Below are 17,463 nucleotides of genomic sequence, written 5' to 3'. Positions count from 1 at the left end.
AATAGACCCACTTATAGTCCCTGCTCGCGACAGGGACTTCATGACCGCGTCACGCGCGGATGGTATCAGCGCCGCTTGCCCAAGAGCGAACCGAGCAGCCCGCGAGTCAGGTCGCGCGCGAGTTGGGTGCCCATCGAACGCACGGCGCTGCGGGCGGCCGACTCCAGCACGCCTTCGCGGCGGCCGCCCCGGGGGCCGGTGGACCCGAACAGGATGTCGCGCAGGCCATCGGCCAGTCCACCCCCGGACGCGGGTGGCTGCCCGGGCTGGGCCGGCGCCGAGGCGCCCGCGGCGGCCCCGTCCGCCCCGCCGGCGCGGGCGGCCAGGAGTTCGTAGGCCGACTCCCGGTCGACGGCCTTTTCATAGATCCCCGCCACCAGCGACGACTGGCGCAGCGCCTGCCGCTCGGCCTCGGTGGCCGGGCCGATCCGGCTGCCCGGCGCCACGATGTAGGCGCGCTCGGTCGGCCCCGGCCGGCCCTTTTCGTCCAGCAGCGAGACCAGCGCCTCGCCCACGCCCAGTTCTGTGATCGCGGCGGCGATGTCCAGGCCCGGATTGGGCCGCATCGTATCGGCCGCCGATTTCACGGCCTTCTGGTCGCGCGGCGTGAAGGCCCGCAGCGCATGCTGCACGCGGTTGCCGAGCTGGCCCAGCACCGTCTCGGGAATGTCCAGCGGATTCTGGGTGCAGAAATAGACGCCCACCGCCTTGGAGCGGATCAGCCGGACCACCTGCTCGATCTTGTCCAGCAGGGCCTTGGGCGCATCGTTGAACAGCAGGTGCGCCTCGTCGAAGAAGAACACGAACTTCGGCTTGTCGGTGTCGCCGGCCTCGGGCAGGTGCTCGAACAGCGTCGACAGCATCCATAAAAGGAAGGTCGCATACAGCGTGGGGGACTGCATCAGCTTGTCGGCGGCCAGGATGTTGACCATGCCGCGCCCCTGGGCATCCGTCTGCATCAGATCGTCGATGTTCAGCATGGGTTCGCCGAAGAAGCGGTCGCCGCCCTGCGCCTCGAGCGCCAGGAGGCCGCGCTGGATCGCGCCCACCGAGGCGGCCGAGACGTTGCCGTAGCGCGTCTTGAACTGGGCGGCGTTGTCGCCCACGTACTGCAGCATGGCCCGCAGGTCCTTCAGGTCCAGCAGCAGCATGCCGTTGTCGTCGGCGATGCGAAATACCATGGTCAGCACGCCGGCCTGGGTGTCGTTCAGGTTCAGCATGCGGCCCAGGAGCAGCGGCCCCATGTCGGAGACCGTGGCCCGCACCGGGTGCCCCTGTTCGCCGAAGACGTCCCACAGCGTGGCCGGGCTCGCGCCCCAGTCCGGTTCGTCCAGCCCCAGCGACTTGAGCCGCTCCTGCAGCTTCGGCGTGGGCACGCCGGCCTGGGAAATCCCGGTCAGGTCGCCCTTGACGTCGGCCATGAACACCGGCACGCCCTGGCGCGAAAAGGCTTCGGCCATGACCTGCAGGGAGACCGTCTTGCCGGTGCCGGTCGCACCGGTGATGCAACCGTGGCGGTTGGCCATGCCCGGCAGCAGGAAAAGCTCGGTTTTGGCGTTCTTGGCAAGGAGGATGGGAGCGGCCATGATGGTTCCGTTGGGCAAACTGGGCGGCGGAGGTTTGCGGGGATTCTGTGCGCAAGGCCCCGCTCTTGTCAAAAACCGCGCCAGGCCTGGCTCCGCGCCCCGATTCGGCACCGTTCGCAGGGTTGGGACAGTGCGCAGTCTGTGGTATTGGCAGCAAGTGGACATCCCTCCGGGCGCCGCCGACTGCCGGTCAAGCTAAAATGCCCCTTTCATCGTTACGACACAAGCGATTTCCATGGCCGGACATAGCAAATGGGCCAATATCCAGCACCGCAAAGGGCGCCAAGACGCCAAGCGCGGCAAGCTGTGGACCAAACTGATACGTGAAGTCACCGTGGCCGCCCGCGCGGGCGGCGCCGACCCCGACACCAACCCCCGCCTGCGCCTGGCGTGGGACAAGGCGACCGACGCCAACATGCCCAAGGACACCATCCAGCGGGCCATCGCGCGGGGCGCCGGCGGAGCCGACGGCGACAACTACGAGGAAGTCCGCTACGAAGGCTATGGCATCGGCGGAGCGGCCGTCATCGTCGACTGCATGACCGACAACCGCACGCGCACCGTGGCCGAGGTCCGCCACGCCTTCGCCAAGCACGGCGGCAACCTGGGCCAGGAAGGCTCGGTCGCCTTCATGTTCAAGCACTGCGGCCAGTTCCTGTTCGCCCCCGGCACGCCCGAGGACAAGGTCATGGAACTCGCGCTCGATGCCGGCGCCGAGGACGTCATCACCGACGACGAAGGCGTGATCGAGGTCATCTGTGCCCCCACCGACTACGTCGCCGTCAAGCAGGCCTTCGACGGCGCCGGCCTGAAGGCCGAGATGGACGGCGTCGTGATGAAGGCGCTGAACGAAACACCCTTGTCCGGCGAGGATGCCGAGAAAATGCAGAAGTTGCTGGACGTGCTGGAATCCCTGGACGACGTCCAGGAGGTCTACACCACCGCGGTCATGGACGAGTAACCCACATGAAGCTTCTCGTCATCGGCTCCGGCGGCCGCGAACACGCCCTGGCCTGGCAACTGGCCAAAGCCGCGAAGACCCAGAAGGTGTTCGTCGCCCCCGGCAACGGCGGCACGGCCCTGACCTCGCACCTGCAGAACGTCCCCATCACCGACCCGACGCAACTGGCCGACTTCGTCGAGAAGGAAGGCATAGGCCTGACGGTGGTCGGTCCCGAGGCCCCGCTCGCGGCCGGCGTGGTGGACATCTTCCGCGCGCGCGGACTGAAGATCTTCGGCCCGACCAAGGCCGCCGCGCAGTTGGAAAGCTCCAAGGACTTCGCCAAGGCCTTCATGGTCCGGCACGGCATCCCCACCGCCAAGTACCAGACCTTCACCGACCCGGCGCAGGCGCACGCCTACATCGACCAGGAAGGCGCGCCCATCGTCGTCAAGGCCGACGGCCTGGCCGCCGGCAAGGGCGTGGTGGTTGCCACCTCGGCCCAGGAAGCCCACGCCGCGATCGACGCCATGCTGGGCGACGGCACGCTGGGCCAGGCGGGCGCCCGCGTGGTGATCGAGGAATGCCTCGAGGGCGAGGAAGCCAGTTTCATCGTGCTGTGCGACGGCAAGCACGTGCTGCCGCTGGCCACCAGCCAGGACCACAAACGCCTCAAGGACAACGACGAAGGCCCCAACACCGGCGGCATGGGCGCCTACTCGCCCGCCCCGGTGGTCACGCCCGAGCTGCATGGCCGCATCATGCGCGAGGTCATCTGGCCCACCATCCAGGGCATGGCCAAGGACGGCATTCCGTTCACCGGCTTCCTGTACGCCGGCCTCATGATCGGCCAGAACGGCATCAAGGTGCTGGAATTCAACTGCCGCATGGGCGATCCGGAAACGCAGCCCATCATGATGCGCGTCAAGAGCGACCTGCTGGAGGTCTTCGAGCACGCGGTGGCCGGCACGCTGGACCAGGCCAACATCGACTGGGACCGCCGCACCGCGCTGGGCGTGGTCATGGCCGCCCACAACTATCCCGGCACCCCGCGCGCCGGCGACGTCATCCGCGGCCTGCCCGCCGAAACGCCCGACAGCATGGTATTCCATGCCGGCACCACCGAAAGCGGCGGCGAGGTCCGGACCAGCGGCGGCCGGGTGCTGTGCGTCACGGCGCTGGGCGACTCCGCCCGGCTGGCGCAGCAGCGCGCCTACGACGTGCTGCAATCCATCCATTTCGACGGCGCGCAGTACCGCCGCGACATCGGCTGGCGGGCCATCACCCGCCGCAACGCCCCGGCGGAGCCCGGCACGGCATGAAGATAGACACCGCGCTGACCCGCGCCTATTTCACCGGCCTGCAGTCCCGCATCGTCCAGGGGCTGGAGGAAATCGAAGGCGGCCCCTTTCGCTCGGACGCCTGGGAACGGGCCGAAGGCGGGGGCGGCGTCTCCCGGCTGATCGAAGGCGGGCGGGTGTTCGAACGCGGCGGCGTGCTGTTCAGCCACGTAACCGGCGCCACGCTGCCGCCCTCGGCCAGCGCCCATCGCCCCGAACTGGCCGGACGCCCCTGGGAAGCCATGGGTGTCTCGCTGGTGATCCACCCGCGCAATCCTTACGTGCCCACCGTGCACATGAACGTGCGCGTCTTCATCGCCAAGTCCGTGCACGCCTCGGACGACGATGACGTGTTCTGGTTCGGCGGCGGCATGGACCTCACTCCGTATTATCCCTTCGAGGAAGACGCGGTCCATTTCCACCGCACCTGCAAGGCCGCGCTCGACCCCAGCGGCGGCGATCTCCATCCGCGCTTCAAGAAGTGGTGCGACGAGTACTTCTACCTCAAGCACCGCAAGGAAGCGCGGGGCCTGGGCGGCATCTTCTTCGACGACTTCAACGAAGGCGGCTTCGACCATGCCTTCGCCGCCACCCGCTCGGTGGGCGATGCCTTCCTGGAAGCCTACCTGCCCATCGTGCGCCAGCGCCTGGCGCTGCCCTACGGCGAACGCGAACGCGACTTCCAGGCCTACCGCCGCGGACGCTACGTCGAGTTCAACCTGGTGTTCGACCGCGGCACACTGTTCGGCCTGCAATCGGGCGGGCGCACGGAGTCCATCCTGATGTCCATGCCGCCGCTGGCGCAATGGCGCTACGACTGGCACCCCGAACCCGGTTCGCCCGAGGCTCGCCTCTACGAACTGCTGCCCCCCCGGGACTGGGTTTGAGCGCGTCCACGGCACCGCGCATCGGTTTGCTGGGAGGCAGCTTCGACCCCATCCACGAAGCGCACCTGACCCTGGCCCGCACCGCGCTCGCCCATCTGGGCGCGGCTTCGGTCCAGCTCATACCCGCCGCCGCGCCCTGGCAGCGCCAGCCGCTGGCCGCCACGGCGGAGCAGCGCGCCGACATGGTCGCGCTGGCCATCGCCGGCCAGCCCGGCCTGGCCCTGAACCGGATCGAGATCGACCGTGGCGGCCCCAGCTACACCATCGACACCCTGCGCGCCCTGGCGGGCGGCACGGGTACGCCGGTTGCTGGAGACGCCCGCTACGTCTGGATCCTGGGGGCGGACCAATTGGCGAATTTCTGCACCTGGAATGAATGGCAGGGCATCGTCGCGCTGGCCGATCTCGCGGTGGCCGGCCGCCCTGGCAACGAACCCGAGCCGCCCGCCGCGCTCCATACGGAGCTGGCACGGCACGGGCGCACCCTGCACCGGCTGCCCATGCCCGAGATGGCGGTGTCCAGCTCCGGCATCCGGCAGCGGCTGGCCCGCGGCGAATCGGTCAACGGCCTCGTTCCCCCCGCCGTACTTCGGTACATCACACAGCATCGCCTGTATCAGGCCTGAATATGGACATACGCAAACTACAACGCGCCGTCGTCGATGCCCTCGAGGACGTCAAGGCGCAGAACATCACGGTGCTGAACACCACCCACCTCACCAGCCTGTTCGACCGCGTCGTCATCGCAAGCGGCACCTCGAACCGGCAGACCCGCGCCCTGGCTTCCAGCGTGAGCGAGAAGATCAAGGCCCTGGGCGGCGAAGTCATCGCCACCGAAGGCGAGGAAACCGGCGAGTGGGTGCTGGTGGACCTGGGCGACATCGTCGTCCACATCATGCAGCCGGCCATCCGCCAGTACTACAACCTGGAAGAAGTGTGGGGCGGCAAACCGGTCCGTGTGAAGCTGCTGGACCAATAGGCATTCCGGGCGGCCCCGCATGAAGCTCATCATCATCGCCGTGGGGCATCGCATGCCGGGCTGGGTGGACGAGGCCTACGCGGACTATGCCAAGCGCATGCCGCCCGACCTGCCCATCGAGCTGCGCGAGGTGCGGCCGGAACCGCGTACCACGGGCAAGACCGCCGCGCAGATGCAGGCGCTGGAAGCCCGGCGCATCGAAGCCGCCCTGCCCGCCGGCGGACGCTGGCTGGCCCTGGACGAACGGGGCCGCGACCTGACCACGATGGACCTGTCCAGGCAGATGCAGCAATGGCGCGACGACGGCCAGGACGTCGCCCTGCTGATAGGCGGGCCCGACGGGCTCGACCCCGACCTGAAGCGCCGCTGCCACGGCATGCTGCGGCTGTCCAGCCTGACGCTGCCGCACGGCATGGTGCGCGTGCTGCTGGCCGAGCAACTGTACCGGGCCTGGTCCATCCTGGCCAACCACCCTTATCATCGAGGCGGCTAGGATGAAACCCACCCTCTACCCGCTTACGCGGGCCCCCTCAAGGGGGCGACGCTGGCGGACCGGCAAAGCCGGATCCGCGGCGTCCTGGATCAACCAGCACCCGCTTCATCCGTCACGAAAGGCGCATCGCGCCATGGGGCGCTGACATGCCCCCCATCTACCTCGCCTCGCGCAGCCCGCGCCGCCGGGAACTCCTGGCGCAACTGGGCGTCGAGCACGAACTGCTGCTGCCGCCGCCCGTGAACGGCCCCGACGAACCGCAGCTGCCCGGTGAACCCGCCGCCGACTACGTGCGCCGCACGGCCCGCGAAAAGGCGCTGACCGGCGCCGAACTGCTGAAGCAGCGCAAGCTGGCCGAGCGCCCCGTCCTGGCCGCCGACACCACCGTCATCCTGGACGGCGACGTACTGGGCAAGCCCGTCGACCGGAACGACGCGATGCGCATCCTGGGACGGCTGTCGGGATCCGAGCACGAAGTACACACGGCCCTCGCGCTGGCCCATCGCGGCACGCTGCACGAAGACGTCTCGATCACCCGCGTACGCTTTCGCGAACTGACGCCGCTCGACATCGCGCGCTACTGCGACACCGGCGAACCCTACGACAAGGCCGGCGCCTACGGCATACAGGGCCTGGGCGGCGTGTTCGTGCAGCACATCGCCGGCAGCTTCACCGGCGTGATGGGCCTGCCGCTGTACGAAACGGCACGGCTGCTGGGGCTGGCCGGCATCGTCCTGCTCTGATCCCCGCCCCGCCGGCACCCGACTCGCGGTAAGCTGCGGATAGTCGCGCACGCCACCGGCACATTCCATGACCGAAGACATCCTCATCAACGTATCCCCCTACGAAACCCGGGTCGCCGTCATCCAGCAGGGAGCCGTCCAGGAACTCCACATCGAGCGCACCTCGCAGAAGGGCTACGTCGGCAACATCTACCTCGGCCGCGTCGCGCGCGTGCTGCCGGGCATGCAAAGCGCCTTCATCGACATCGGCCTGGGCCGCGCCGCCTTCCTGCATATCGCCGACATCCGCGAAAGCCGCCAGGAGCGCGCCCACGGCGGCCACCCCGCCACCCCCATCGAGAAACTGCTGTTCGAGGGCCAGACCCTGATGGTGCAGGTCATCAAGGACCCGATCGGCACCAAGGGCGCCCGCCTGTCCACGCAGATCAGCGTGGCCGGCCGCATGCTGGTCTACCTGCCCTACGATCCGCATATCGGCATCTCGCAGCGCATCGAGTCCGAGGCCGAGCGCAACCAGTTGCGCGACCGCGTCCAGCGCCTGGTGCCCGCCGAGGAAAAAGGCGGCTACATCGTGCGCACCCAGGCCGAGGACGCCTCCGACGAAGAACTCGCGGCCGACATCGCCTACCTGGGCAAGCTGTGGACCATCATGCAGCAGCAGGCCCGCACCAAGGGCGCGCCGTGGCTGCTGCACGAAGACCTCAACCTCGCACAGCGGGTGCTGCGCGACGTGGTCAGCACCGAGACCGCGTCCATCCAGATCGATTCGCGCAGCAGCTTCACCCGCCTGCTGGCCTGGGCCCGGGAGTTCACGCCCTCGGTCATCGACAAGGTCATGCACTATACCGGCGAGCGTCCGCTGTTCGACCTCTACAACGTCGACGAAGAAATCAACCGGGGCCTGTCGCGGCGGGTGGAACTGAAGTCGGGCGGCTACCTCATCATCGACCAGACCGAGGCGCTGACCACCATCGACGTCAACACCGGCGGCTTCGTCGGCGGACGCAACTTCGACGACACCATCTTCAAGACCAACCTCGAGGCGGCGCAGGCAATCGCACGCCAGTTGCGGCTGCGCAACCTGGGCGGCATCGTCATCCTGGACTTCATCGACATGGAGAACCTGGAGCACCGGGAATCGGTGCTGGGCGAACTGCGCAAGGCGCTGGCGCGTGACCGCACGCGCATCACGCTCAACGGCTTCACCCAGCTGGGGCTGGTCGAGATGACGCGCAAGCGCACGCGCGAATCGCTCAGCCACGTGCTGTGCGAATCCTGCCCCACTTGCCAGGGCCGGGGCCAGGTCAAGACCGCACGCACGCTGTGCTACGAAATCCTGCGCGAGATCCTGCGCGAGGCGCGGCAGTTCAACCCCAAGGAATTCCGCATCCTGGCCGCGCAGGCGGTGGTGGACCTGTTCCTGGAAGAGGAAAGCCAGAACCTGGCGTCGCTGGGCGACTTCATCGGCAAGCCGATCTCGCTGCAGGTCGAGGGGATTTATAGCCAGGAGCAGTACGACATAATTTTGATGTGATCCCCCCATGACGCTCCCATCCCTGCGCCCCCTCTCCATCGACGACTACGAACCCATCGCCTCCGTGGTGGACGACTGGTGGGGCGGCCGGCCCATGCGCGGCCTGCTGCAGCGCCTGTTCTTCGAGCACTTCCGCGACACCAGCTTCGTTGCTGGCCAGCCCGGGGAAGTGCGCGCCTTCCTGATCGGCTTCGTCTCGCAGTCGGAAGCGGGCGTGGCCTACATCCATTTCGTCGGCGTCGACCCGGCGCTGCGCGCCGCAGGCCTGGGGCGGGTGCTGTACGAGCGATTCTTCGATACCGTGCGGGCCCGCGGCTGCCGCGAAGTGCACAGCATCACCTCGCCCGCCAATACGGGCTCGATCGCCTTCCACCGGCGCATGGGCTTCGAGCTGGCGCCCGGAACCGGTGTCGTCGACGGCGTCCCCGTCCATCTCGACCATGCCGGCCCAGGCCAGCATCGCGTGTGCTTCCGCAAGCCGATCGCGCCCGCCCTTTCCTGACGAGCCCTGCCCGCCTCCCATGCAAACCGCGCACACCTTCCGGCTGCCCTACAAGATCCACTTCTCGCGCTGCGACCCGGCCGGCATCATTTTCTATCCGCAGTACTTCATCCTGTTCAACGACCTGGTCGAGAGCTGGATAGACGCTATCCTGCCCGGCGGCTACCACGGCCTGGTGGGCGAGCGGCGGATAGGCATGCCCACCGTGCACATCGAATCGGACTTCCGGGCGATCAGCCGCTTCGGCGAACAGGTATGGCTGGAACTGGAGGTCACGCGCGTTGGCAACCGCTCGCTCACGCTGGCCTGGCGCTGCGTGGGCACGGACGACGTCGTACGGATGTCGGCTGTCCAAACCCTGGTCACCACCTCGCTGGACACGCACAAATCGATCGCCCTGCCCGAGGACTTGCGAACTGCAATAGGGTAGAGGGTGTCCCCCCCTACGCCCTTCGGGCGCCCCCCAGGGGGCGATGCGGGTGGACCGGCGGAGCCGGATCCACCGCATCCTGGGTCTAGTTCCTTTATCTTGGTATGTCACACCGTTGCTACCGCTGGCAGCCAGCGAAGCACAGGTGCTCCAACCCAAGATAAAGGAACTAGACCCAGGAAACCGCGGATCTGGCTTTGCCAGTCCGCCGGTTTCGCCCCCTGGGGGGCGCCCGAAGGGCGTAGGGGGGGGACCTCTACTCTCGGAACAGCTCGTGCACTTGCGCCCGCAGCCACATGTTGCCGGCGTCCTTGTGGAAGCGGCGCGGCCAGAACTGGTGGACTTCGATGGTGGGCACCTTCAGCGGCACGTCCACCATGCGGATGTCGGCGTGCTGCACGCAAACGGTGGCCATGTCGTGCGGCACGGTGGCGATCAGGTCCGAACTCTCGATGATGGGCAGCAGGCTGGTGAAATGCGAGGTCTCCAGCAGAATCCTGCGCCGTAGCCCCTTGCGCTGAAGATATTCCTCGAACAGGTGTTCCCGCCCCGGCCTGACCGCCGCATGGGGCAAGGCCAGGTATTGCTTGAGCGTGAGCGCATCACCCACATCCGGATGGCCGCGGCGCACGATGCAGACGTAGGGATTGCGGAACAGCAGTTGCTGGAACATACCCGCCTTGTGCAGGTCGGGAAAATAGCCGATGGCCAGCTCGGCCTCGCCCGACTCCAGCGCCTCGGCCGCCGCGTGGCGCGGCATGGTCAGGGTGCGCAGGTTCAGCCCGGGGCCGGCCTGGACGAAGCGCGCCAGCAGTTTGGGAACGAAGTTGATCTCGCCAATGTCGGGCGTGATCAGCGTGAAGGTGCGTTCGCTGGTGGCCGGATCGAAGGTATGGGCCTGCAGAATCTCGCTCTTGACCGTCTCCATGACGCGGCGCACCGCCGGGGCCAGCGCCAGCGCGCGTGGCGTGGGCTGCATCTGCGCCCCGGTGCGCACGAACAGGGCGTCGTTGAACAGCGTGCGCAGGCGGGCCACGGCCGCGCTCATGGCCGGCTGGCTCAGGCCGATGGCCTCGGCCGCGCGCGACACGCTGCGGTGCTCCAGCATGGCGTCGAACACGCGCAGCAGGTTCAGGTCTACATGACGAATATCCATGGCATGGATTTTAACTATTCGCCCAATCGTCTGGATAGATACTCACCCGGCCCGTAGACTGCCCGCATCACTTATACCAACGGAGACGCCCCATGTCCGGCCTGACCCTGGAACAAGCGAATGCCATCATCGCCGGCGCGCTGGCCCATTCCGCCCGCAAGGGCTACAAGCCCATGGCCGTGGTGGTGCTGGACGACGCCGGCCATCTGAAGTCGGCCCAGCGCCAGGACGGCGCCAGCATGTTCCGCGTGGACGTCGCCACCGGCAAGGCCTGGGCCGCGGTGGGCATGGATGCCTCCAGCCGCGCGCTGGCGCAGCGCGCCAAGGACAACCCGAACTTCTTCGTCGCCCTGGCGGCCACCGCGCAGGGACGCTTCCTGCCGCAGACCGGCGCCATCCTGATCCGCGATACCGGCGGCGCCATCCTGGGCGCCGCCGGCGCCAGCGGGGGCACGGGCGACGAGGACGAGGAAATCTGCATCGCCGGCATCACCGCCGCCGGCCTGCAGGCGGGCTGACGCGGCACGCATCACGGAGCAATCACCCATGGCATCTTCCACCATACAAGGGCTGCGCAGCGTGGCCCTGGAAGTCCCCGACCTCGACAAGGCGGAAGACTTCTACACCCGCATCTGGCACCTGGACGTCGTCGTCCGCGAGCCCGACGCCCTGTATTTCCGCGGCACCGGCCCGGACCACCACCTGCTGGCGCTGCACCGCGGCCCGCGCACGGCCATCCGCCACGTCACGCTGCGGGCGCATGGCGAGGACGCCCTGCACGCGATCGCCCGCGCCGGCATCGAAGCGGGCGGAACGCTGGCGGCCCCTGTCGGCCCCGTGGCCGACCCGGCCGGCGGCCGCGGACTGCTGCTGCGCGACCCCGACGGCAGGCTGATCCAGGTCGTGACCGGCGATGCCCGGCATGCCCAGGCGGACGACGTGCCCGACCGGCCCGTGCGCCTCGCGCACGCGGTGCTCAACAGCGCCGACGTCGCCGCCACCCGGCGCTTCTTCGAGCAGGCGCTGGACTTCCGGCTGGCCGACCTCACCCGCATCATGGCATTCATGAACTGCAATGCCGACCACCACACGATCGCGGTGGGGATCACCGACAACAACGCGCTGAATCACATCGCCTTCGTCATGCCGGACCTGGAGTCGGTCATGCGCGGCGGCGGCCGGATGAAGGACGCCGGCTACGCGATCGAATGGGGCCCGGGCCGCCACGGCCCCGGCGACAACGCCTTCAACTATTTCATCGGCCCGTTCGGCGAAGTGATCGAATACACGGCGGAAGTGGAACAGATCGACGACGACTACGTCGCCGGCAGCCCCGACGACTGGAAATGGCCGCCGGGACGCGTGGACCAGTGGGGCATCTCGCCGCCGCCGTCGGCGCGCCTGAAGACGGCGCAAAGCGAAGTGTTCTTCGTGCCCTCGTCCGCCTGACGCCTCTTTTCCCGAACCACGGATCCATCATGCGACACCCCCACGTCCGGCTGGCGGGCACGGCCCGTCTCGCCCTGAAGAAACACCCCGCGCCCGGAGGCCGGGCATGAACGCCTTCGCGCATCCTCTTTACGACGTCGCCATCGTCGGCTTCGGCCCTTCCGGGGCGGTGGCCGCCGGGCTGCTGGGCAACCAGGGCTTCAAGGTCTACGTCTGCGACCGGCAGCACGACGTCTACGACAAGCCGCGCGCGATCGCGGTCGATCACGAGATCATGCGGGTCTTCCAGCAACTGGGGCTGGTCGATCGCATTTCCCGGTACGTGGAGCCCTTCACGCCGTCGGAATACTTCGGCGTGGACGGCCAGTTGATCAAGCGGCTCACGATGGTGGAGCCGCCCTACCCCCTGGGCTATACGCCCTCGAACGTCTTCACCCAGCCGCCGGTGGAACGCATCCTGCGCGACCACGTCCGGCAATTGCCGAACGTACGCGTCGAGCTGGACACGACACTGGTCGGCCTGGAGCAGGACGCCGCGGGCGCCCGGCTGGACCTGGCCCATGCGGACGGCCGCCGCGCCAGCCTGCGCGCGAAATACGTCATCGGCTGCGATGGCGCTTCCAGCACGGTGCGCGAACTGGCGGGCATCGAACTGGAAGACCTGGAATTCGACGAACCCTGGCTGGTGGTGGACGTCCTGGCCAACGAACGCGGCCTGGCCAAGCTGCCGCGCACCAGCGTGCAGTACTGCGAACCTGACCGGCCCTGCACGCTGGTCATCGGCCCGGGCAATCACCGCCGCTGGGAGATCTCCCTCAAACCCGGCGAGGATCCCCGTACCATCACCCAGCCCGAGGAAACCTGGAAGCTGCTGTCGCGCTGGCTGACCCCGGAGGACGGCGAACTCTGGCGCCAGGCCAGCTACCGCTTCCATGCACTGGTTGCGCGCGACTGGCGCCGCGGCCGCGTGTTCGTCGCCGGCGATGCCGCCCACCAGCAGCCGCCCTTCCTGGGCCAGGGCATGTGCCAGGGCATACGCGACGTCGCCAATCTGAACTGGAAGCTGGCCGCCGTGCTGCGGCAGGCGGTAACGGAGGCCCAGGCCAACGCGCTGCTGGACAGCTACGGCATCGAGCGCAAGCAGCACGTGCGCAGCCTGACCGGCCGCATCAAGGCCATAGGCGCGGTGATCTGCGAACGCGACGAGGCCCGGGCCCGCGCCCGCGACGCCCACCTGCTGGACGAATGCGGCGGCACGGTGCGCGACATGCCGCGCCAGGAGGTCATTCCGCCGCTGGAGCAAGGCCTGCTGGCACGCGCCGGCACGCCCGCGCGCGGCACGCTGTTCCCCCAACCCTGGATCATGCAGGCCGGCACCGCGGTCCGCCTGGACCAGGCGGCGGGAGACGGCTGGTGGCTGGTGCTGGACGCCCGCCACGCGGGAGCCGTGCCCGCCCTTCCATCCGGATGGAGCATGGCCACGCTGGATATGGGCGAACTGGCCGAAACCGAAGGCGTGTGCGCGGCGTGGTTCGAACGCCACCGCTGCATGGCGGCGGTGGTACGCCCCGACCGCTATGTCTATGGCGTCGCGTCCGATGCGCGCGAACTGGACGCCTTGCTGGACGAACTACGCAACGCGCTGCATTGACCCCACCAAGCGAGGAGACAACGATGAACAGAAGACACGCCATCCAGACCCTGGCCGCCCTGGCCGCAGTCCCGGCGCTTTCCCCCCTGCGCTCGGCGCTGGCCCAGGCCTGGCCGGATAAACCGGTGCGGCTGCTGCTGTCGCAGCCTCCCGGATCCGGCCCGGACAACATCGCCCGGCTGCTGTCCGAGCGGCTGTATCCGCGCTGGGGCCAGGCGGTCGTGATCGAGAACAAGCCGGGCGGCCAGAACACGGTGGGCGCGCAGGCGGCCGCGCGGTCACCCGCCGACGGCTACAACTTCTATTTCGCGACGACCGCGGCGCTGGTCACCAACACCTTCCTGTTCAAGCAACTGCCCTATGACCCCGCCAAGGACTTCGTGCCCGTGGCCTTCGTCGCCCGTAGCCCGTTCGGCATCCTGGTCAAGGCCGACTCGCCCATCCGCACCGTCGAAGAGCTGGTCGCCAAGTCCAAGGCCACGCCGGGCACGTTCACGCTGGGCAACGAGGGGCCGCGCACCTTCGGCGGCATGATCGCCCGCCTGTTCAACGCCCGCTCCGGCGCCCAGGCCAACCTGGTGCCCTACGTGTCGGTAGGTGTTTCGGCGCAGAATCTGATGGGCGGCCACGTGGATGCCATCGTGGCCGACGTGGCCTCGACCGCGCAGCTCGCCAAGCAAGGACGGCTGCGGCTGCTGGCCGTGACTTCGGACAAGCGCCTGGCGGACTGGCCGCAGGTACCGGCGGTGTCCGAGCTGCTGCCCGATTTCGACATGGTGGGCTGGTTCGCCATCGTCGCGCCCGCCGGCACGCCCACGGCGGCGGTCGAGCGGGTCAACCGCGACATCAATGCGCTGCTGTCCGACGAGGAAGTGGCCGGGCGCATCGCCACCATCGGTCCCATCGCCGCGCCGGGCTACAGCCCGGCCCAGACCGGCGATTTCCTCAAGCGCGAACATGCGCGATGGGCGCGGATCACCAAGGAAATCGACATCCTGCCAGAATGAGATAAAACAGGACCTGAAACAAAAAGGGCGCTCGGTGGAGCGCCCTGCCGTCGATCACTTCCTGAGGTCGTCGGGAACCTTGCCGCCGTTGTCCGCCAGCTTCTGCATCACCTGCTTGTGCAGCCAGATGTTCATCGAGGCCGAATCGTTGGTATCGCCGCTGTAGTGCAGTTCGGTCGCGAGCTGCTTGCGGGCCGCCAGGCTGCTGTCCAGTCCCAGCAACTTCATCAGGTCGACGATGGAAGTCTTCCAGTTCAGCTTCTCGGGGCTCTTGGCCGCCAGGGCGTTCAGGATGGTTTCCACATCCACGGCCGGCATGGCCGGAGCAGCCGCGCCACCAGGCGCCGGAGCGGCGGGAGGCGCTTCCTGGGCCACCGCGGGATGGCTGGACGGGAAAATCTTGTCGAGTATGGCTTTGAAAATGCTCACATCTTCCCCCTAATCGTCGTGAACGGCACATGCCTGCGGACGATTGTATAGACCGTCGCAGGGTGCCGAGCCCTGGGATGTAACGGGATGCAATAACTGAGAAACGTCGGTCGCTACAGCTTGAACCAGCGGTCGTTCTCGATTTCGTCGGCGATGCGGATCTCGGCTTCGTCCAGGCATTCCTGCTCGGACTCGGCCGGAATGTCGCGCAGCGCCAGGGTCGGTCCGAGCAGCAACCGCCTGCCTTCGCTCTGTTCGTAGATCTTGCAGTTGACATCCCACGTGCCCGGGCCACGCTGCAGCGGGTCTATCTCCACTTCCAGCACACGGGAAGTGCGATTCGGGCAATATTGGAAAGAGAACATGGCTGGCCCCGCTCCGGTCAGTTCGAACCGGGCCACTATAGCGCCGGAAACCGCGTCTGGCCTCATGCAGTGCAGCATGGCGGCATGCCCGCCGTCGTAGTCAGGCGTCAGGACGCCCAGGACACCAGCGACAGCAGCAACAGCAGCGCCATCCAGAGCACCACCGCCCGCCACAGCAGCCCCACCGCCGCATGCAGCGTGGCCGGATCGGGCAGCCGGACCGGCTCGTCGGGCGCCTCGGTGGCGGCGGTGAATTCGCTGGCGGCGGAAGCCGGCTGGACCGGTCCCACCAGGTCGGGATCGACGGCCTCGGCCGGCGGCTGCCACTTGCCCGATACCGGCGCCAGGCGCACGCCCAGCGCGCCCGCCGCGCTTTCGACCACCACGCCGCGCTGGGGATCGTCCCAGCCGGAGGCCCGCTGGCGCCACCCGTACAGGGCATCCTCGAAATTGCCGACGATGGCGAAGCCGACCGCCGTCATCCGGGCAGGAATCCAGTCCAGCAGGTAGAACGCCCGGCGCGCCACGTCGCCGAAGGCATCGGGGCGATCGTTCCACTCCTGCCGCGCGATGCCCGCCAGCTTGTACAGCACGGCGCCGGACGGACCGGGCAGCAGCGCATACCAGAACAACACCCCGTAGACGTTCCGATGCGAGGCGACCACGCCTTCCTCGATCGCGGTCCGGCAGATCTCCGGCACGGTCATGGTCTCGGCGGACACGGTGTCGCCGGATGCCCGCAGCCACTCCTGCAGGTGGCTGCGCGCCAGCGTGACGTCGCCACGGGCCAGCGCGAACTGGATCTCGGTGAAATGATGGCTGAACTGCCGGAACCCCAGCGTGAACCACAGCACGACGACGTGGAAGACCAGCGAGAAGACAGGGTGCACCGACCACGCCAGCGATCCGATCAGCCATATCGCCACCGTGGGCACCCCCACCACCAGCAGCCAGCCCAGCAGGGCATAGCCACGGCTGCCCGCATCCAGCGCATGGCCGGCCCACCGGCACGCGGCGCGGGCGGCTTCATGGACGGCGTTGGAACGCGGCAGGGGCCGGACTTGTTCGGCAAGAAAGGCAAGAAGGAGTGCGAAGAAGCTCATGAGCGCATTCTAGATTGCATAGCCATGATTTTGCATCATCCCTCGCATGCGCGAGGAGGACACGGAGATCACGCGCGCAGGAACTGGTAGAGATTGCGCAGCATGCCCGCCGTCGCGCCCCAGATGAAGAACTGCTTCCATGGCATCGAATAATAGGAACGCAGGCCGCCGGCAGGCAACGCGGCGCTGTGCAGCCGATGGTTGGACGGATCCATCAGGAAGCGTAGCGGCACCTCGAACACCTCGGCCACCTCGAAGGGATCCGGACGCGGCGCGAAATCCGGGCGCACCAGCCCCACCAGCGGCACGACACGAAAGCCCGTGCCGGTGAAATAGTCCGGCAACTGCCCGATGACTTCCACCAGCCCGCGCGGCAGGCCGGTTTCTTCTTCGGTCTCGCGCAGCGCGGCATCCGTCACCGACGAATCGCTGGGCTCCACCCGCCCGCCCGGAAAACTGACCTGACCGGCGTGGTCGTGCAGGTGCGCGGTGCGCTGCGTCAGCATGATCTGGATGCCATCGGGCCGGAGCATCATCGGCACCAGCACCGACGCCAGCCGCAGGGAACGGTCCGCCGCACGCGCCGGATTGATGTCCTGCGCATCCGGCGTCCAGGCGGGCGGCGCGGCGAAACGGTCGCGCAGCGCCATCGGCGTCAGGCGTGTGTCGGGCACCGCCACCAATCCGCCCGGATTGGCGACCCAGGGCTGGGCGACGGGATCGAAGGCCGGGCGCTGCGACGGCCGCGGGACGGGCGGAGCGAGGGAGTCGGGCTGAATTTCCTCCGGCGTATCGTCGATCTCGTCTGCCGGAGCGTCGCTAGGTTGATCGGTCGGAATGGCTGATGACATGTGAAACGGAAATCCCGG

At 68.0% G+C, this 17,463-nt stretch carries 20 protein-coding genes; 14 read left to right on the top strand and 6 right to left on the bottom strand.

Features of this window, described 5'->3' with window-relative positions; translation table 11 throughout:
- Positions 1–65 precede the first annotated feature (65 nt).
- On the bottom strand, positions 66–1,586 hold the full coding sequence (locus EGT29_RS09075; RefSeq protein ID WP_124688716.1) for a helicase HerA-like C-terminal domain-containing protein: 1,521 nt from the start codon (positions 1,584–1,586) through the stop codon (positions 66–68).
- A gap of 235 nt (positions 1,587–1,821) precedes the next feature.
- Here EGT29_RS09075 and EGT29_RS09070 point away from each other — a divergent pair, with 235 nt between their 5' ends.
- The 10 genes from EGT29_RS09070 (at position 1,822) to EGT29_RS09025 (ending at position 9,434) form a co-directional block, all read left to right on the top strand.
- Positions 1,822–2,547, top strand: coding sequence for a YebC/PmpR family DNA-binding transcriptional regulator (locus tag EGT29_RS09070; RefSeq protein WP_124688715.1), 726 nt, complete (start codon positions 1,822–1,824; stop codon positions 2,545–2,547).
- Positions 2,548–2,552: 5 nt separating this feature from the next.
- Entirely contained in the window at positions 2,553–3,848 is a 1,296-nt protein-coding gene (gene purD, locus EGT29_RS09065) for a phosphoribosylamine--glycine ligase (RefSeq protein WP_124688714.1), read from the top strand.
- Positions 3,845–4,753, top strand: a complete 909-nt coding sequence (hemF, locus tag EGT29_RS09060; protein WP_124688713.1) for an oxygen-dependent coproporphyrinogen oxidase — start codon at positions 3,845–3,847, stop codon at positions 4,751–4,753. The genes purD and hemF overlap by 4 nt, the downstream gene beginning before the upstream one ends.
- The gene (gene nadD, locus EGT29_RS09055; protein ID WP_238160335.1) at positions 4,750–5,379 is read left to right on the top strand and encodes a nicotinate (nicotinamide) nucleotide adenylyltransferase; all 630 of its coding nucleotides are present in this window, start codon (positions 4,750–4,752) and stop codon (positions 5,377–5,379) included. Before hemF ends, nadD begins: the two co-directional genes overlap by 4 nt.
- A 2-nt stretch (positions 5,380–5,381) precedes the next feature.
- Positions 5,382–5,732 carry a ribosome silencing factor gene (gene rsfS / locus EGT29_RS09050; protein ID WP_124688711.1) on the top strand — a complete coding sequence of 117 codons (351 nt, stop codon included), beginning with the start codon at positions 5,382–5,384 and terminating at the stop codon, positions 5,730–5,732.
- A 19-nt stretch (positions 5,733–5,751) separates the two neighbouring features.
- Positions 5,752–6,225 carry a 23S rRNA (pseudouridine(1915)-N(3))-methyltransferase RlmH gene (gene rlmH, locus EGT29_RS09045; RefSeq protein WP_124688710.1) on the top strand — a complete coding sequence of 158 codons (474 nt, stop codon included), beginning with the start codon at positions 5,752–5,754 and terminating at the stop codon, positions 6,223–6,225.
- A 146-nt stretch (positions 6,226–6,371) separates the two neighbouring features.
- Positions 6,372–6,968, top strand: a complete 597-nt coding sequence (locus EGT29_RS09040) for a nucleoside triphosphate pyrophosphatase (protein ID WP_124688709.1) — start codon at positions 6,372–6,374, stop codon at positions 6,966–6,968.
- Between the two features lie 67 nt (positions 6,969–7,035).
- Entirely contained in the window at positions 7,036–8,502 is a 1,467-nt protein-coding gene (gene rng, locus EGT29_RS09035; protein WP_124688708.1) for a ribonuclease G, read from the top strand.
- A 7-nt stretch (positions 8,503–8,509) separates the two neighbouring features.
- Positions 8,510–9,004: a GNAT family N-acetyltransferase gene (locus tag EGT29_RS09030; RefSeq protein WP_124688707.1), complete on the top strand. Its 495-nt coding sequence runs from the start codon at positions 8,510–8,512 to the stop codon at positions 9,002–9,004.
- A gap of 19 nt (positions 9,005–9,023) precedes the next feature.
- Positions 9,024–9,434 carry a thioesterase family protein gene (locus EGT29_RS09025; RefSeq protein WP_124688706.1) on the top strand — a complete coding sequence of 137 codons (411 nt, stop codon included), beginning with the start codon at positions 9,024–9,026 and terminating at the stop codon, positions 9,432–9,434.
- A 256-nt stretch (positions 9,435–9,690) separates the two neighbouring features.
- Here EGT29_RS09025 and EGT29_RS09020 read toward each other — a convergent pair whose 3' ends face one another.
- Positions 9,691–10,590, bottom strand: coding sequence for a LysR family transcriptional regulator (locus EGT29_RS09020; RefSeq protein WP_124688705.1), 900 nt, complete (start codon positions 10,588–10,590; stop codon positions 9,691–9,693).
- Between the two features lie 92 nt (positions 10,591–10,682).
- Here EGT29_RS09020 and EGT29_RS09015 point away from each other — a divergent pair, with 92 nt between their 5' ends.
- From EGT29_RS09015 to EGT29_RS09000, 4 genes are all read left to right on the top strand, one after another.
- Positions 10,683–11,108 (top strand): heme-binding protein, encoded by a 426-nt coding sequence (locus tag EGT29_RS09015; RefSeq protein WP_124688704.1) that lies wholly within the window; start codon positions 10,683–10,685, stop codon positions 11,106–11,108.
- A gap of 28 nt (positions 11,109–11,136) precedes the next feature.
- Positions 11,137–12,039, top strand: coding sequence for a VOC family protein (locus EGT29_RS09010; protein WP_124688703.1), 903 nt, complete (start codon positions 11,137–11,139; stop codon positions 12,037–12,039).
- Between the two features lie 106 nt (positions 12,040–12,145).
- Positions 12,146–13,690, top strand: a complete 1,545-nt coding sequence (locus EGT29_RS09005) for a bifunctional 3-(3-hydroxy-phenyl)propionate/3-hydroxycinnamic acid hydroxylase (RefSeq protein ID WP_124688702.1) — start codon at positions 12,146–12,148, stop codon at positions 13,688–13,690.
- A 23-nt stretch (positions 13,691–13,713) separates the two neighbouring features.
- Positions 13,714–14,697 (top strand): tripartite tricarboxylate transporter substrate binding protein, encoded by a 984-nt coding sequence (locus tag EGT29_RS09000; RefSeq protein WP_124688701.1) that lies wholly within the window; start codon positions 13,714–13,716, stop codon positions 14,695–14,697.
- Positions 14,698–14,751: 54 nt separating this feature from the next.
- On the opposite strand, the gene EGT29_RS08995 is transcribed toward EGT29_RS09000, so the two are convergent.
- The 4 genes from EGT29_RS08995 to EGT29_RS08980 all read right to left on the bottom strand — a co-directional run bounded on the left by EGT29_RS08995 (position 14,752) and on the right by EGT29_RS08980 (position 17,445).
- The gene (locus tag EGT29_RS08995) at positions 14,752–15,126 is read right to left on the bottom strand and encodes a DUF3597 domain-containing protein (RefSeq protein WP_124688700.1); all 375 of its coding nucleotides are present in this window, start codon (positions 15,124–15,126) and stop codon (positions 14,752–14,754) included.
- A gap of 113 nt (positions 15,127–15,239) precedes the next feature.
- Complete coding sequence (locus EGT29_RS08990; RefSeq protein WP_124688699.1) at positions 15,240–15,491, bottom strand: hypothetical protein; 252 nt, start codon at positions 15,489–15,491, stop codon at positions 15,240–15,242.
- Positions 15,492–15,598: 107 nt separating this feature from the next.
- Complete coding sequence (locus EGT29_RS08985; RefSeq protein ID WP_124688698.1) at positions 15,599–16,594, bottom strand: CobD/CbiB family protein; 996 nt, start codon at positions 16,592–16,594, stop codon at positions 15,599–15,601.
- A 68-nt stretch (positions 16,595–16,662) separates the two neighbouring features.
- Complete coding sequence (locus tag EGT29_RS08980; protein WP_124688697.1) at positions 16,663–17,445, bottom strand: CoA pyrophosphatase; 783 nt, start codon at positions 17,443–17,445, stop codon at positions 16,663–16,665.
- Positions 17,446–17,463 lie beyond the last annotated feature (18 nt).

It is taken from the genome of Pigmentiphaga sp. H8, assembly GCF_003854895.1.
In the GTDB taxonomy this organism is placed as follows: domain Bacteria; phylum Pseudomonadota; class Gammaproteobacteria; order Burkholderiales; family Burkholderiaceae_B; genus Pigmentiphaga.
This window is presented reverse-complemented; position numbering and strand designations above follow the sequence as displayed.

Coding starts and splice junctions, on each gene's coding strand:
- EGT29_RS09075 (WP_124688716.1), bottom strand. CDS start 1,586: ATGGCCGCTCCCATCCTCCTTGCCAAGAACGCCAAAACCGAGCTTTTC.
- EGT29_RS09070 (WP_124688715.1), top strand. CDS start 1,822: ATGGCCGGACATAGCAAATGGGCCAATATCCAGCACCGCAAAGGGCGC.
- purD (WP_124688714.1), top strand. CDS start 2,553: ATGAAGCTTCTCGTCATCGGCTCCGGCGGCCGCGAACACGCCCTGGCC.
- hemF (WP_124688713.1), top strand. CDS start 3,845: ATGAAGATAGACACCGCGCTGACCCGCGCCTATTTCACCGGCCTGCAG.
- rsfS (WP_124688711.1), top strand. CDS start 5,382: ATGGACATACGCAAACTACAACGCGCCGTCGTCGATGCCCTCGAGGAC.
- rlmH (WP_124688710.1), top strand. CDS start 5,752: ATGAAGCTCATCATCATCGCCGTGGGGCATCGCATGCCGGGCTGGGTG.
- EGT29_RS09040 (WP_124688709.1), top strand. CDS start 6,372: ATGCCCCCCATCTACCTCGCCTCGCGCAGCCCGCGCCGCCGGGAACTC.
- rng (WP_124688708.1), top strand. CDS start 7,036: ATGACCGAAGACATCCTCATCAACGTATCCCCCTACGAAACCCGGGTC.
- EGT29_RS09030 (WP_124688707.1), top strand. CDS start 8,510: ATGACGCTCCCATCCCTGCGCCCCCTCTCCATCGACGACTACGAACCC.
- EGT29_RS09025 (WP_124688706.1), top strand. CDS start 9,024: ATGCAAACCGCGCACACCTTCCGGCTGCCCTACAAGATCCACTTCTCG.
- EGT29_RS09020 (WP_124688705.1), bottom strand. CDS start 10,590: ATGGATATTCGTCATGTAGACCTGAACCTGCTGCGCGTGTTCGACGCC.
- EGT29_RS09015 (WP_124688704.1), top strand. CDS start 10,683: ATGTCCGGCCTGACCCTGGAACAAGCGAATGCCATCATCGCCGGCGCG.
- EGT29_RS09010 (WP_124688703.1), top strand. CDS start 11,137: ATGGCATCTTCCACCATACAAGGGCTGCGCAGCGTGGCCCTGGAAGTC.
- EGT29_RS09005 (WP_124688702.1), top strand. CDS start 12,146: ATGAACGCCTTCGCGCATCCTCTTTACGACGTCGCCATCGTCGGCTTC.
- EGT29_RS09000 (WP_124688701.1), top strand. CDS start 13,714: ATGAACAGAAGACACGCCATCCAGACCCTGGCCGCCCTGGCCGCAGTC.
- EGT29_RS08990 (WP_124688699.1), bottom strand. CDS start 15,491: ATGTTCTCTTTCCAATATTGCCCGAATCGCACTTCCCGTGTGCTGGAA.
- EGT29_RS08985 (WP_124688698.1), bottom strand. CDS start 16,594: ATGAGCTTCTTCGCACTCCTTCTTGCCTTTCTTGCCGAACAAGTCCGG.
- EGT29_RS08980 (WP_124688697.1), bottom strand. CDS start 17,445: ATGTCATCAGCCATTCCGACCGATCAACCTAGCGACGCTCCGGCAGAC.